The organism is Novacetimonas sp. GS1 (assembly GCF_036686925.1).
GTDB classification, from domain to species: domain Bacteria; phylum Pseudomonadota; class Alphaproteobacteria; order Acetobacterales; family Acetobacteraceae; genus Novacetimonas; species Novacetimonas hansenii.
Genome location: NZ_VSZP01000001.1, coordinates 1,258,817 through 1,272,500 on the forward strand (window position 1 = coordinate 1,258,817; position 13,684 = coordinate 1,272,500).

Annotated in this window: 13 protein-coding genes (1 of these 13 only partly in view); 4 read left to right on the forward strand and 9 right to left on the reverse strand. The window is 63.4% G+C overall.

Going from position 1 to position 13,684, the window contains the following annotated elements; translation table 11 throughout:
* Positions 1–69: 69 nt before the first annotated feature.
* A complete protein-coding gene (gltX, locus tag FYB92_RS05775) occupies positions 70–1,473 on the reverse strand; it encodes a glutamate--tRNA ligase (RefSeq protein ID WP_332828343.1) in 1,404 nt (467 codons plus the stop codon).
* A gap of 408 nt (positions 1,474–1,881) precedes the next feature.
* Here gltX and FYB92_RS05780 point away from each other — a divergent pair, with 408 nt between their 5' ends.
* A complete protein-coding gene (locus tag FYB92_RS05780; protein WP_332828344.1) occupies positions 1,882–4,050 on the forward strand; it encodes a ComEC/Rec2 family competence protein in 2,169 nt (722 codons plus the stop codon).
* A gap of 415 nt (positions 4,051–4,465) precedes the next feature.
* Here FYB92_RS05780 and nth read toward each other — a convergent pair whose 3' ends face one another.
* Positions 4,466–5,173 carry an endonuclease III gene (gene nth / locus FYB92_RS05785; protein ID WP_281650097.1) on the reverse strand — a complete coding sequence of 236 codons (708 nt, stop codon included), beginning with the start codon at positions 5,171–5,173 and terminating at the stop codon, positions 4,466–4,468.
* 362 nt (positions 5,174–5,535) lie between these two features.
* On the opposite strand from nth, the gene FYB92_RS05790 reads away from it, so the two are divergent.
* On the forward strand, positions 5,536–7,356 hold the full coding sequence (locus FYB92_RS05790; RefSeq protein WP_332828345.1) for an ABC transporter ATP-binding protein: 1,821 nt from the start codon (positions 5,536–5,538) through the stop codon (positions 7,354–7,356).
* A 243-nt stretch (positions 7,357–7,599) separates the two neighbouring features.
* Here the strand turns inward: FYB92_RS05790 and FYB92_RS05795 are convergent, their stop codons facing one another.
* From FYB92_RS05795 to hisB, 7 genes are all read right to left on the reverse strand, one after another.
* Positions 7,600–7,977 carry a histidine triad nucleotide-binding protein gene (locus tag FYB92_RS05795; RefSeq protein WP_003622335.1) on the reverse strand — a complete coding sequence of 126 codons (378 nt, stop codon included), beginning with the start codon at positions 7,975–7,977 and terminating at the stop codon, positions 7,600–7,602.
* 100 nt (positions 7,978–8,077) lie between these two features.
* Positions 8,078–8,419, reverse strand: coding sequence for a phosphoribosyl-ATP diphosphatase (locus FYB92_RS05800; RefSeq protein WP_225578829.1), 342 nt, complete (start codon positions 8,417–8,419; stop codon positions 8,078–8,080).
* A 203-nt stretch (positions 8,420–8,622) separates the two neighbouring features.
* Positions 8,623–9,384 carry an imidazole glycerol phosphate synthase subunit HisF gene (gene hisF / locus FYB92_RS05805; protein ID WP_003622339.1) on the reverse strand — a complete coding sequence of 254 codons (762 nt, stop codon included), beginning with the start codon at positions 9,382–9,384 and terminating at the stop codon, positions 8,623–8,625.
* Positions 9,384–10,730, reverse strand: a complete 1,347-nt coding sequence (hisA, locus tag FYB92_RS05810; RefSeq protein ID WP_048858890.1) for a 1-(5-phosphoribosyl)-5-[(5-phosphoribosylamino)methylideneamino]imidazole-4-carboxamide isomerase — start codon at positions 10,728–10,730, stop codon at positions 9,384–9,386. Before hisA ends, hisF begins: the two co-directional genes overlap by 1 nt.
* Positions 10,727–11,413, reverse strand: a complete 687-nt coding sequence (gene hisH, locus FYB92_RS05815; protein WP_003622344.1) for an imidazole glycerol phosphate synthase subunit HisH — start codon at positions 11,411–11,413, stop codon at positions 10,727–10,729. The genes hisA and hisH overlap by 4 nt, the downstream gene beginning before the upstream one ends.
* Before the next feature lie 8 nt (positions 11,414–11,421).
* Entirely contained in the window at positions 11,422–11,808 is a 387-nt protein-coding gene (locus tag FYB92_RS05820) for a hypothetical protein (protein WP_332828346.1), read from the reverse strand.
* Positions 11,805–12,401 (reverse strand): imidazoleglycerol-phosphate dehydratase HisB, encoded by a 597-nt coding sequence (gene hisB / locus FYB92_RS05825; protein WP_003622348.1) that lies wholly within the window; start codon positions 12,399–12,401, stop codon positions 11,805–11,807. Before hisB ends, FYB92_RS05820 begins: the two co-directional genes overlap by 4 nt.
* A 274-nt stretch (positions 12,402–12,675) precedes the next feature.
* Between hisB and FYB92_RS05830 the strand changes: the two genes are divergently transcribed.
* Both FYB92_RS05830 and ubiM read left to right on the forward strand, forming a co-directional pair.
* Complete coding sequence (locus tag FYB92_RS05830; RefSeq protein WP_040513061.1) at positions 12,676–13,275, forward strand: nitroreductase; 600 nt, start codon at positions 12,676–12,678, stop codon at positions 13,273–13,275.
* A 174-nt stretch (positions 13,276–13,449) separates the two neighbouring features.
* On the forward strand, positions 13,450–13,684 hold the 5' portion of the coding sequence (gene ubiM / locus FYB92_RS05835; protein ID WP_408902341.1) for a 5-demethoxyubiquinol-8 5-hydroxylase UbiM. The gene runs 944 nt beyond the window's last position; 235 of the gene's 1,179 nt are visible here — the first part of the coding sequence; its start codon is at positions 13,450–13,452; the stop codon falls past the right edge of the window.

The window sequence follows — 13,684 nt, forward strand, 5'->3', positions numbered from 1 at the left end:
GGCGGGGGGAGGTGCGAAAGAACTGCCCCCCCCGTCGCGCGCGGTGGGGCAGGGGGATGGGTCACGCGTTCATTCATCGGCAACAGCCTTGATGCGGGCAAGGACTTCGTCACGGCCCAGTGCGAGCAGCGTGTCGTCAATGCCGGGCGACATGCTCGACCCCGTGACCGCCGCGCGCAGCGGTTGCGCCACCTTGCCGAGCTTGAGTTCGTTTTCCTCGGCGAACTGCCGCAGGGTTGCGTCGATCCCCGGCCCGTCGAACGGTGCAAGTGCGCCAAGGGCCGCGCCAAGCCGTGCAAGCATCGCGCGGTTTTCGGGGGTCAGCAGCTTCTGCGCCTTGGCATCGAACGACAGCGGGATGGAGCGGCCAAGGAACGCCGCACTGTCCGCGAGTTCAACCAGCGTCTTGGCCCGTTCCTTCAGGCCGGGCATCAGGCGCAGCACGCGCGCGCGCATCGCCTCGTCCGTGGACACGCCGTCCATCTGCGCCAGGCGGTCCATCACGTCATCGGTCAGGCGTGCATCATCCGCCTGGCGCATCCACACGCCGTTGATATGCAGCAGCTTGGCGTAATCCATGCGCGAGGGGGAACGCCCCACCCCGTCGAGGTCGAACAGCCTGATCTGTTCCTCCCGCGACAGGATTTCCGCATCGCCATGCCCCCAGCCAAGGCGCAGGAGGTAGTTGTTCAGGGCTTCGGGCAGATATCCCATCTCCCGGAACTCCACCACCGACTGCGCGCCGTGGCGTTTCGACAGCTTGGCGCCGTCGGGGCCGTGGATAAGCGGCAGGTGCGCGAACTTCGGCAGGTCCCAGCCCATCGCGCGATAGATCATTGCCTGGCGGAAGGTATTGGTCAGGTGGTCATCGCCACGGATGACATGTGTGATGTCCATGTCATGGTCATCGACCACCACCGCAAGCTGATAGACGGGGGTGCCGTCGGCGCGCAGGATGATCATGTCATCCATTTCGGCGTTGGCGACGCGCACTTCGCCCTGCACAAGGTCGTGCAGGACCGTCTCCCCCTCACGCGGGGCCTTGATGCGCACGGTATGGGGGGTGTCTTTCGGCGCGTCGGCGGGGTCACGGTCGCGCCACATGCCGTTATAGCGGGGGGGGCGTCCCTCCGCCATCGCGGTTTCACGCATTTCCTTGAGCTCTTCGGCCGTGCAGTAACAGCGATAGGCCAACCCGCGTTCCAGCAGTTCATGCGCGACCTGCGCGTGGCGTTCCTGGCGCGTGGACTGGAACACCGGTTCCTCGTCCGACTGGATTCCCATCCATGCCAGACCGTCGAACAGCACATCCACCGCCTTCTGGGTGGAGCGTTCGCGGTCCGTATCCTCCACGCGAAGGAGGAATTTCCCGCCGTGGTGGCGGGCATAGAGGAAGTTGAACAGGGCGGCACGGGCATTGCCGATATGCAGCAGGCCGGTGGGGCTGGGGGCGAAGCGTGTACGGACAGTCATGAAACGGCTCCTTAGCATGTGTTGGCCCCTGCCAACAGGGGGCAGGTGTGTCGGTGCATGCCAATATCGCCGTCAGGGGGTGCCGATGCTTCCTGTGGTGGTCATGGTATATACCCGAATCATCATCCTTCATTGCGCCAGAGCATTTCCACCGAAAACCGGTTCGGTGAAAATGCTCCGGTTTATTGTTTTTACGAGCATCTTCACCTGTTTGAAGGCACGCATTCAAACAGGATCTGCCCTAACCTGACGGAGCCCCCCATTCCCCACGACCGATGGCATGCACGATGGTCGTCCCGATGGCCCTGCCGGTGGCTTTTCCCACGGCTTTTCCTGTCGCTTGCCCGGTGGTCTGCCCGATGCTCTGCCTTCTGGCTTCATCCCCGGTGGCCGCGTCTGTGGTCGCATGTGCGGTGCCTGTATGCGCGGTTTGCAACGGATCTGGCGGCGCGGCTGTGGATGCAGCGCGGGCGGCTGGCGCTGTGGCTGCCGGTGGCGATGGCTGGGGGGAATGCGGCCTATTTCACCTTGTCGTGCGAACCCGGCATGGGGTGGGTCATGTTCCTTGCCATGGTCGCGCTGCTTGGGGCGGGGCTTGTGCGCTGGCGTGGCGATCTGCTGCGTGTGCGTCTCGGCGCGGGCCTGTCATGTGCCGCCGTATGCGGGTTCCTTGCCGCATGGGTGGCCGCGCACCATGCGGCACCATTTCCCGACCTGCCGCATCGCGCCACCCATATGCGGGGGCAGATCATCGCGGTGGAGGACGTGGCCGCACCGGATGGCGGGACGCGCCGTCGTGTGGACCTTGCGCATGTGCGCCTGCTTGATGGCATTGATATCGGCATGCCGCCGATGCGCCGCATGATCCGCCTGCGCCTGCGTGATGGGGACATGCAGACGCTGTCGCCAGGGATGTGGATCACGGTGCGGGCACTGTTACGCCCGCCAATGCCGCCGGACCTGCCCGGTGGGTATGATGCGCAGCGACGGGCCTGGTTCGCGGGGATCGGCGGATCGGCCCGTGCGCTGGATGTTGCCGTGATGACCGCCGGTACGGCGGGGGCGTGGTCCGTCTGGCTGGGGCGGGTACGGGCGCGTATTGCGCAACGGGTCATGGATGTCCTGCCGGATCAGCGTGGCGCGATGGCCGTGACGCTGCTGACGGGGGGATCGGGCGGGCTTTCGGCACGGACGCGTGCTGATTTCGCGGATTCGGGGCTGGCGCACCTGCTGGCTGTGGCGGGACTGCATATCGGGATCGTCATGGGGCTGGGCATCGCGGTCGTGCGCTTCGTTCTGGCGCTTTCGGAACGCGCATCACTTTGGTGGCCGTGCAGGCAGGTCGCGGCGGTGGCGGGGCTGGTGCTGGGATGTGGCTATGTGCTGCTGACGGGTGCGCACCTGCCGGCGCAGCGCGGCCTTGTGATGGCGGCCGTGGCGACGCTGGCGATCCTGACGGGACGGCGTGTGCTTTCCCTGCGTTCCCTTGCGCTGGCGATGGGGGGCATGCTGCTGCTGGAACCGGGGGAGATGCTTGAACTGCCGATGCAGATGTCGGCGGCGGCTGTCATGGCGCTGGGGGCGGGGTTCGAGGTCTGCGCGGTGCCGCTGCGCCTGCTGCGCGACGGGGAATATGCATGGCAGCGCATGATCGGGCGGGTGGGGCATCTGTCTTTGGCCAGTCTCCTTGCCGGATTGGCCTGCCTGCCGGTTGGCATGGCACATTTTGCGGATGTCGGCGCATGGTTCGTGCTGGCCAACCTGATTGCGGTCCCGCTGGCGGCGCTGTGGATCATGCCGTGTGCGATGGGCGCGCTGGTGCTGATGCCTGTGGGCCTTGATTCGCTGGCGCTGGTGCCGATGGGATGGGGCAATGCGGTGGTCATCTGGCTGGCGCATCATGTTGCGGCATGGCCGGGCGCGCATGTGGGTGTGCCACAGATGCCCATGTGGGGACTGGGACTATATTTCGCAGGTCTGTGCTGGTTATGTCTGTGGACGCGTCCGACCTGGCGGATATGCGGCGTCATGCCGATCGCCATCGCCATGATGACGCCATGGATGGTGCGCGCGCCCGATGTCATCATCCCGGCACAGGGACGGATGCTGGCGGTGGTGGATGGCCCCCGGCTGCTGGTCGGGCCAAAGGGACATGTGGATAGCTTCGTTTTGCGCGACTGGGTGCGCGTGCTGGACCGTCGCGCCGTCATCGTGGACGATGACATGACCACGCCGGATGGGCGTCTGACCTGTCAGGCGGGCATGTGTGTGCTGGCGCGTGGGGGGCATCGTATCATGATGCGTTTGCGCGATGGCACGGCGGCGGCATCCTGCGCCGGGATGGATGGCGTTGTGATACTGTCCGGTGCATTGCGCGCCGTGGGGCAGGGGGCGTGTACTGACGTGACGCCTGTCGATTATCTGACATTATGGAGATCCGGTGCGCAGGCGTTGTATCTTACGTCCCATCACGGGGTGGTGGTACGTTCCGACCGGCAGGTGCGTGGCGCACGGCCATGGGTGATGGGACCGGGGCAGCATGGGACGCCCAACCTGCCGATGGCGCAGGCGGAATAGCGCTGCGTGAAGGTCTTCCGGCATGATTGCTTGAGAGGCTGTTTGAAAACAAATCATTGATAAGGAACAGGAAAAGTTTTTGGGTGCCGTCTTTTTTCAAAAAGGCGGCGTCTTCTGAAGCTTTTTGGAAAAAAGCTTCACCAAAAACCTTTATAATTTCAGGATGTTATTCAGCCTGTTTTTTTAAACAGATTCTAAGGGATGGTAAAATCCCTTTCCTGATTGTGATATTTTGGAAATTTCCAAAAAATTTTATTGTTTCAGTGTGTTGTCGGCGATTGCTTTTTTAATACCTGTCTTTGGGATGGGTATGAAAGCCTCGGAGGCGTAACACTTATCTTTCAGGCGGAGGGGGGGGCGCTTTTCGACAAAAGTTTCGCCAGAAAACTTTATCTCACGTCATGATATTTTCAAATCATGCCTGTGATGTGGGGGCGTCGTGCCGGATATCATCCTTCAGGCGATACTGGCACGGTGCAAAGGCGGGACAGCGCCAGCATTCGGGTTTGCGGGCCTTGCACACATAACGTCCCTGCAGGATCAACCAGTGATGGGCGGGGCGCAGCATGTCGGCAGGGATGCGTTTGACCAACTGCTCCTCTACCGCGCGTGGCGTTGTGCCAGGGGCAAGGCCGGTGCGGTTGCCAAGGCGGAAGATATGCGTGTCCACCGCCATCGTGCTGTCGCCAAAGGCGATGTTCATCACCACATTCGCGGTCTTGCGTCCCACACCGGGCAGGGATTCCAACGCCGCGCGGTCATGTGGCACCATCCCGCCAAAGCGGTCGAGCAACTGTTGCGACAGGGCGACGACATTGCGTGCCTTGGTCCGCCACAGCCCGATGGAGCGGATATGCGCGCCAACCTTTTCCTCGCCCAGTGCAACCATCGCCGCCGGGTCGGGCGCGTCGGTAAACAGTCCTGCCGTGGCGCGGTTGACCGATGCATCGGTTGCCTGTGCTGACAGCACGACGGAGACCAGCAGCGTGAAATCATCGACGAAGTTAAGCTCGCTGCGTGCCTCTGGATTGGCGGCGGCAAGCTGTTCGATGAAGGTGCGGACTTCGGCGCGTGTCATGGCGCGGCGGGCAGGGCGGGGGCCGGGTCGGGCGGGGGTGGTCATGCTCGGTCCTGGATCACGATAATGGCGATGCTGTCTTTCTTCCACCCTTTGCAATATTCTGTAAATCCATGCGTCGCACCACTTTGACGCTTGTTCCGTGCCCCCAGGGTCGGATAGTCGTCCGTATCCTCTTTGTTGAGGGTGTCTGAAAAGATGATCGTGAGGGCATCTGGGGAAAGTAAAAGTTTCTGGTGGGGCCGTCCCGGAAAGCCTTGCTCAAGGCGTTATCCGTAGTGAAACGAAGGACATCACCGGAAATTTTATCGTTCCCCGTTACCAGTGTATTTCAAACACAGCCTCATCGCCTTTCACCACAGCCCCCGTGCGCGACATGCCGGTTCCGCGCGGGTATCGGAATAGACATGACCAACCCCACCACGACCCTTCCCACATCGCGCGATCCTGCGCGGGCGCGGCGTACTTTTGTTGCTGTCCTTGGTTTCGCCATTGCGCGCTGGCGGATGCATCCGGCCCTGCTTGGATGGACGCTGGGCGGGGTGATGGTCGCGACCCTGACCGATGTTCTGACGCCGCTGCTTGCGGGATGGCTGGTGGATGATGTCGCGCATGCCCATCCGGGCAGCAGGCATGACGCCATGGTCATGGTCGCGGGGCTGGCTGCACTGGGCCTTGCTGGGGTAATGGGACGGCGGGCCTCCTATCGTGGGATCACGCACCTGAATTCCCGTGTCATGGAAAATATCATGACCGGGGCCTTTGCGCGGGTGCAGCGTTTTTCCAGCGAATGGCATGCCAATAATTTCGCCGGTTCGACCGTGCGCCAGATCACGCGCGGGACATGGGCGATGGATACGCTGGGTGATACCATCATGCTCCTGCTGGTGCCCGAGGCGCTGGTGCTGGTGGCAACCACGCTGGTGCTTGGCCTGCACTGGATGGTGATGGGGCTGTTGCTGGCGGTGGGGTCGGTGGCGCTGGTGGTGCTGTCGGTCGTGCTGACATTGCAGTACGTCGCGCCGGCCTCACGCCTTGCCAACACGTGGGATACACGGATGGGGGCGGCATTGGCGGATGCGGTGACCTGCAACGCCGTGGTGAAGGCCAGCGGCGCGGAACAGCGCGAGGACGCGCACCTGGCATGGATTGTCGGGCGCTGGCGGCACCGCACCGTGCGTTCGTGGCTGCGTGGCACCAACAGCGCCAACCTGCAGGCACTGGCGGCCCTGGTCATGCGCATCGGCATGATTGCAGCCGTGGTGGTGTTGTGGGCGCGGGGGCAGGCCAATGCGGGGGATGTGGCCTATGTGCTGACGATGATGTTCGTGGTGCAGGGATACCTGCGCGATATCGGACAGCAGATCTCCATCGTGCAACGCGCGGTGAACGAGATGGACGAACTCGTCAACCTGTTCGCCCGCCCTCCCGGGATCGTGGACCCGCCCGGCGCGCCTGCATTGCATGTGACGCAGGGGCATATCCGTTTTGAACATGTCGGGTTTGGTTATGGTGGGCAGGGGCGTGCGCCGCTGTTTTCAGACCTTTGCCTTGATATCCCGGCAGGCAGCCGTGTCGGGCTGGTGGGGCCGTCGGGATCGGGCAAGACGACGCTGACGAAACTGCTGCAACGGCTGTATGACGTACGGGCGGGACGGATCACCATCGACGGCACCGATATCGCCACCGTGGCGCAATCTTCCTTACGGTCCTCCATCGCGATTGTCCCACAGGAACCGTTGCTGTTCCACCGTTCCCTGCGTGACAATATCGCTTATGGCCGGCCTGACGCCACCCCTGCTGAAATCGTGCGGGCAGCGCAACTGGCCAATGCGGCGGACTTTATCGAACGTCTGCCGCTGGGGTATGCCACGATGGTGGGCGAACGCGGGGTCAAGCTGTCGGGGGGCGAGCGCCAGAGGATTGCCATTGCCCGTGCGTTCCTGAGCAATGCGCGCATCCTGATCATGGATGAGGCGACATCCAGCCTCGATTCAGAATCGGAGCAACTGGTCCAGCAGGCGATGGAGCGGCTGATGGCAGGGCGGACCGTGCTGGTGATCGCCCATCGCCTGTCCACGGTGGTGGGGTTGGACCGCATCATCGTCTTCCGCCATGGCACGGTGTGCGAGGATGGGACACATGCGGAACTGATGGCGCATCCCGATGGGGTGTATCACCGCCTGTTCGCCTTGCAGGCGGCCGACCCGGCGGTGCCATCCGCCTGAGAGCCCCCAAAAGGTCAAGAAAGGGGGAATGGAAAATACAAGTCGCTGCTGAAGGGCATTCAAGGCGTTTTAGAGACTGTTTGAAAAGTCAGGCTCAATAATATCCTGAAATCATAAAGGTTTTTGGTGAAGCTTTTTCCAAAAAGCTTCAGAAGACGCCGCCTTTTTCGATCGAAAGGCGGCACCCAAAAACTTTTATGTATCACCCGACTATATTGTGCCGGGCTCTATGCCACCGGGTGATTATTCCGGCAGCATCGGGCCAAGCGCACGCCCGGCGAAGATATGGACATGGAAATGCGGTACTTCCTGTCCGCCTTCCTCCCCTATATTCGACAACAGGCGGTACCCCGGCCCGTCAACCTGCAAGATGCGTGCGACCTGGCCCACCGCGCGGGTGAACCCGGTAATTTCCGCCTCTGACGCATTTTGGCTGAAATCGGCAAAGGACACATACGGGGCCTTGGGGATGACCAGCACATGGATCGGCGCCTTGGGCGCGATGTCATGAAACGCAAGGACGTAGTCGTTTTCATAGACCTTGTTGCACGGCAGTTCGCCGCGCAGGATACGCGCGAAGACGTTCTGCGGATCGTATGGTAGGCTTTCCTTGACGGCCATGATCTCTGCCCTGTCCTTTGTCAGATAATATGCGGTGATGCGGTGTGTGGCGTGGTGGATGGCGCCACGTGTCCGATGGGGCCGATGGTCCGGCGTGTGGTCATGCCAGCGGGTCGCGCGGGCGGGCAGCCTTTTCCGCGATGCCGCTTGTGCCCTCGCGACGCAGGAGTTCGGACCAGACTTCCTGCGGTTCAACGCCTGCATCCACCCACATGACAATCAGGTGGTACAGCACGTCCGCGCTTTCGCTGATCAGTTCGTCACGATTGCCCGATACGGCCTCAATCAGGCATTCGACGGCTTCTTCGCCGAATTTCTGTGCGATCTTGCGACGTCCGCGTGCCAGCAGGCGGGCGGAATGGCTGATGGATGTGTCCGTGCCGCGCCGTGAACTCACCACCTCGAACAGGCGATCAAGCACGTCTGGCGTCGCCTGCGGCATGTCTGTGGCGATGGTGGGGGCCTGGGCCTTGCCCGCAGCCTTTGACGCCGCCTTGGCCGGGGTCTTGGCAGGTGCTTTGGCCGGGGTTTTGGTGGTCGCGGCCTTCTTGGCCTTGGGGGCCTTTGGCGCGTCGGGTTTGGATTTGGGGGGCTTTGGCATCGTGTCTCTTTCGTGCGTGGGCTGCGTTCGGAGGGAAGGGGGGATCAGCAGGTCTGGCGCACGGGCAGGCCAGCCCCGGCCAGCGCCTGCTTGACCTGCGGTATAGTGAACTGCCCGAAGTGAAAGACACTGGCCGCCAGAAGCCCTGTCGCGCCTGCCTTTGCCCCTTCGATGAAATGATGCAGATCGCCCACCCCGCCCGATGCGACAATGGGGACACGCACCGCGCCGCACGCCGCACGCAGCAGATCAAGGTCAAACCCCTTGCCCGTTCCGTCGCGGTCCATGCTTGTCATCAGGATCTCCCCCGCGCCACGTTCGGCGACCTCGCGGCACCAGTCAATGACGTTGCGCCCGGTGGGGGTGCGCCCGCCATGGGTATAGACCTCCCACGATCCATGCCCGTCCGAACGGGCGTCGATCGCGACGACCACACACTGGCTGCCGAATTTCCGTGCCGCCTCGCTGATGAGTTCGGGGCGTGATACCGCGGCCGAGTTCATGGCGCACTTGTCCGCCCCCGCCAGCAGCAGGCGGCGCATGTCGTCAGTCGTGCGCACGCCACCGCCCACCGTCAGCGGCAGGAAGATGCGTTCGGCCGTGCGGTTGACGACATCAAGGATGGTATCACGGTTTTCACTGCTGGCGGTGATGTCAAGGAACGTGAGTTCATCCGCCCCCGCCGCGTCATACACCGCCGCCTGTTCCACCGGGTCGCCCGCATCGCGCAGGGAGACGAAGTTGACGCCCTTGACCACGCGCCCGTTCTTGACATCAAGGCAGGGAATGACGCGAAGCTTCAGCATCAGGCGAGCACCCGCAGCGCGTCGGCGGGATTGACGCGCCCATCATACAGCGCGCGCCCAACGATCACGCCCTCGATCCCCGGTGCCTGCGCAGTTGCGGCGCGCAGGGCTTCGAGATGTTCGAGGCTGCCGACGCCGCCGCTGGCGATGACGGGAATATCCAGCGTATTCGCCAGTTCCGCCGTCTGCGCGATATCGATGCCCGTCAGCATGCCGTCACGGCTGATTTCGGTAAAGATCACGCTGGCGACACCGGCATCCTGCATCCGCAGGCCAAGTTCCACGGCCTTCATCTCCGACGTTTCGGCCCAGCCTTCGGTTGCGACCTGTCCGCTGCGGGCGTCGATGCCCGCGACGATGCGACCGGGGAACAGGCGGCATGCCTCGCGCACAAGGTCGGGGTTCTTGACCGCGACACTGCCAAGGATGACGCGCGTGATCCCCACCGAAAGCCAGTGGCCGATGCTGTCGAGGTCACGCAGCCCACCGCCAAGCTGTACCGGGACGGTGGCGTTGGCGATGATCGCCTCGATCGCCTCGGTATTGGCCGAACGCCCGGCAAACGCACCGTTAAGGTCAACGACATGCAGCCATCTGTATCCTGCATGGACCCAGGCGCGCGCCTGTGCGCCGGGATCGTCGGAATAGACTGTGGCATGGTCCATTTCCCCACGGCGCAGGCGCACGCAGGCACCATCCTTGAGGTCGATTGCGGGATAGAGTGTCAGGCTGTGTCCGGTCACGGCGGCATGTCCTGCGGCAGGGATGGGGGTGGAGGTATCCTGCGGGTGGGCGGGCACGATCCGCTCGTCATCCTGCAGGCGCTTGGTAAAGAAAAGTCCGCTGACGGTCTGTCCGTTCGCACGGGCATAGCTGGGGTGCGTGCCCCAGTGATAGAATCCGTGCGCACGGAACAGGGCGACGGCCCCTTCCTGCGTCGCGCGGACATCAAGGTTGAGGATCTGGTACCCCATCGCGCGGGCGCACTGCTCCACCTCGGTCAGGAGCATCTGCCCCAGTCCCAGCCCACGGGCATAGGGGGCGATATAGAAATGCATCATGGTGGCGCTCATCGCCTGCGCTTCGTTATTGCGCGGCGGGCGCACAAGCTGTGCGGCACCCACGATCATCCCGTCATGGCGCGCGACGAACAACTGGCGTTCCGGCACCAGCAGCAGGCCACGGAAATAACGTTCCAGCACATCATGGGGCGGGGGGGAAAGCCACCCGAACCCCCCGCCATCAAGGATGGCGGCGTGCGTCGCCTCGCACAGGGAGTGCAGGTCGTCTTCCGACAGCGATTGCAGCCGTTCCGTGCTCAGGCGCGGGGCGGGGGAGGACGTCATGACGGCCCCAATGCGCCGCCCGTGGCGGGTGCCGGGGCCCAGCGCAGGAAGTTGGCGAGGATACGCAGCCCCACCTTCTGGCTTTTTTCCACATGGAACTGCGTACCTGCGCGGTTTGCGTGCGCGACAATGGCCGGTACCGCGCCGCCGTAATCGGTCGTGGCCACAAGGGTTGCCGGGTCATGGCCGCTCAGTGCGAAGGAATGCACGAAATAGCCGTGGGCATCGGCTGCCAGCCCCTCTGTCAGGGGGTGGGCACCGGGGGTGAAGTCCAACTGGTTCCACCCCATCTGCGGCAGGCGCAGGCCGGGGGCGGACATCAGGGTGATATCGCCCCTGATCCATCCGAAACCTGGCGTCACCCCATGTTCGCGCCCGCGTGTCGCCATCAGTTGCATGCCCACGCAGATACCAAGGAACGGCGTGCCCCCGTCTGTCGCGGCGATGATCGCATCCTGCAGGCCCGGCTGTGCGGCAAGTCCCGCCGCGCAGTCCGCGAACGCACCCTGTCCGGGCAGGACGATCCGGTCGGCCGCCAGTACGGCGTGTGGGTCGGCGGTGATGGTGACATCCGCCGCGATGCCGCAATCCTGCGCCGCGCGTGTCAGCGCCCGCGCGGCGGAGGCAAGGTTGCCGCCGTTATAGTCGATGACGACGATGGACTGGCGCTGGGGGGAGGACATCGGCGTTCTCATGCACTCGGGGTGGTGAAGGGGGCGGTGGCCTGTACGGTGGCCTGTACCAGGCGCAGGCGGGCATCACTGGCATTGGTGGCCATGATGACGGGGCCGGGCACCAGGCCGCGCAGGCGGAGTTCCCATGCAAGGATGTCCGCGGCGCATATCCCGGCCAGCACATGCATTGCCGCAAGCAGCACGAACAGGGGAACACCATGGGGCACGATGGCCCATGCCATCAGCGTCAGGCCCCCGGCCATCAGCCCGGAGACGAAGGCGCCGCGCGCCAGAAGCCCCGGCCACCCCAAAACCAGCACCAGCCACGACATGCGTTGTGGCACAAGGGTCGCAGCCATCGCATCGGGTCGTTCCGGTGGCGCCCATGTGGCGTAGAAGGTCACAATACGCCCTTGGTGGACGGGACGATGCCCTGTGCCCTGGGGTCATGTTCGGCGGCCATGCGCAATGCGCGGGCCAGCGCCTTGAACGAGGCTTCGGCGATATGGTGGCAGTTGCGGCCCGAACGCTGCGTGATATGCAATGTCACCAGCGCACTCATGGCGAAGGCGCGAAAGAATTCCTCGAACAGTTCGGTGTCCATCTCCCCGATCTTGTCCCGGGTGAACTCCACCGACCATGCAAGGTAGGGACGACCCGAAATATCTATCACCGCTTCACTCAGCGCTTCATCAAGCGGGACGAGCGCGCTGCCATACCGGCGGATTCCACGCTTGTCGCCGATCGCGCGGGCAAATGCCTTGCCAAGCGCGATGCCCGTATCCTCCACCGTGTGGTGATAGTCGATATGCAGGTCGCCCTTCGCCTCCACCGTCAGGTCGCACATGCTGTGCCGGCCCAGGGCCGTCAGCATGTGATCGAAAAATCCGATACCCGTGGCGATGCGGGTCTGCCCGGTGCCATCAAGGTTGATGGACACGGTGATGTCGGTTTCGCTGGTGGCGCGGTGAATCGTGGCGGAGCGGGGTTCGGTCATGGTTGTCCCTTCTACAGCAAGGGGGGCGGTGGAATCCATACCGATCCTGCCACCCACTGGTGCGCATGGGGCGCGCGCGGCGGCATGCTGGTGCGGTTCCCTTGGCTTTGCACGGTATCTGCGGCATGGTGCGACGCGTATTGCGGATGGGCGGGGTGCGCAGGGTCGCGGCGGCATCGGCATGTCGCAACACCGCCCCACGGCCCGGTGGGCGATGCACGTTGATATGCACATGTGCTGTTCCACCCGACCCGTTATCGAAGGAACGTATGTAATGACATCGCTTGATCTTTTGCTGTCACGCTTTTCCACCGATGCGCTGGTGCAGCCTGCGCCTGATGCGGCGCAGCTTGAACGGATACTTTCGGCGGCGATGTGCGCACCCGATCATGGGCGGCTGCGTCCGTGGCGTTATGTCGTGATCCGCGACGACGCCCGTGCCCGTGTCGCCGAACTGGTGGTGGCAAGCATGAAGCGCCTTGACCCGGATGTGGCAGAGGCCAAGATCGAAAAGCGGCGCGGACGGTTTTCGACCATGCCATTGGTCATTGCGTTGGGCATGCATCTGCGTCCCGATCACAAGATCCCCCTGATTGAACAGGAAATGGCCGTGGCCGCAGCGGCGATGAATGTGCTTAACGCCCTGCATTTGACCGGGTTCGGCGCGGTCTGGGTCAGTGGCGATGTGACCTATGACCCGCAACTGGCGGCGGAACTGGGGTTTGAGGCCCCGCACAGGCTGGCGGGCTTCCTGTTTGTCGGCACGCCCGGTCCCGATGCCCGCCCCGCACGGCGCGCCTCGGTCGAAGGTTATGTCGCACAGTGGGAAGGCATAGGCACCCGTTTCGCCGCAGATGAAAAAGACCCCAGATAATAACACAGGGGACCATAGAAAGTTTTTGGTGAACCCTTTCCCGAAAAAGGGCGCAGGCCGGAAGCTTCCATCATGTGCCCCATGATTATTGAACGGAATTATTGAACGGATGATTCCACAGGACCCGTCCCGGCAGGGGCATGGGATGATGCAGCCGCACAGGAGTATCAGGACGTGCAAAGCGACGTGACGATTATCGGTGGTGGCCCGGTCGGGTTGGCCACCGCCCTTTCACTGGAGGCGCTGGGCCTGTCGGTCACGGTTCTGGAACGTGCGCCTGCCGCAGCTTTGGCAGAGGCGCCGTTCGATGGCCGCGAAATCGCGTTGACCCATCATTCGGTGGGGGTGCTCAAGGCATTGGGCGCATGGCCCCATATCCCGGAAGTGGCGATTTCCCCCTTGCGGGAGG

Excerpts from the sequence above, each read along its gene's own strand:
- gltX (WP_332828343.1), bottom strand. The coding sequence starts at position 1,473 with ATGACTGTCCGTACACGCTTCGCCCCCAGCCCCACCGGCCTGCTGCAT.
- nth (WP_281650097.1), bottom strand. The coding sequence starts at position 5,173 with ATGACCACCCCCGCCCGACCCGGCCCCCGCCCTGCCCGCCGCGCCATG.
- FYB92_RS05790 (WP_332828345.1), top strand. The coding sequence starts at position 5,536 with ATGACCAACCCCACCACGACCCTTCCCACATCGCGCGATCCTGCGCGG.
- FYB92_RS05795 (WP_003622335.1), bottom strand. The coding sequence starts at position 7,977 with ATGGCCGTCAAGGAAAGCCTACCATACGATCCGCAGAACGTCTTCGCG.
- FYB92_RS05800 (WP_225578829.1), bottom strand. The coding sequence starts at position 8,419 with ATGCCGCAGGCGACGCCAGACGTGCTTGATCGCCTGTTCGAGGTGGTG.
- hisF (WP_003622339.1), bottom strand. The coding sequence starts at position 9,384 with ATGCTGAAGCTTCGCGTCATTCCCTGCCTTGATGTCAAGAACGGGCGC.
- hisA (WP_048858890.1), bottom strand. The coding sequence starts at position 10,730 with ATGACGTCCTCCCCCGCCCCGCGCCTGAGCACGGAACGGCTGCAATCG.
- hisH (WP_003622344.1), bottom strand. The coding sequence starts at position 11,413 with ATGTCCTCCCCCCAGCGCCAGTCCATCGTCGTCATCGACTATAACGGC.
- hisB (WP_003622348.1), bottom strand. The coding sequence starts at position 12,401 with ATGACCGAACCCCGCTCCGCCACGATTCACCGCGCCACCAGCGAAACC.
- FYB92_RS05830 (WP_040513061.1), top strand. The coding sequence starts at position 12,676 with ATGACATCGCTTGATCTTTTGCTGTCACGCTTTTCCACCGATGCGCTG.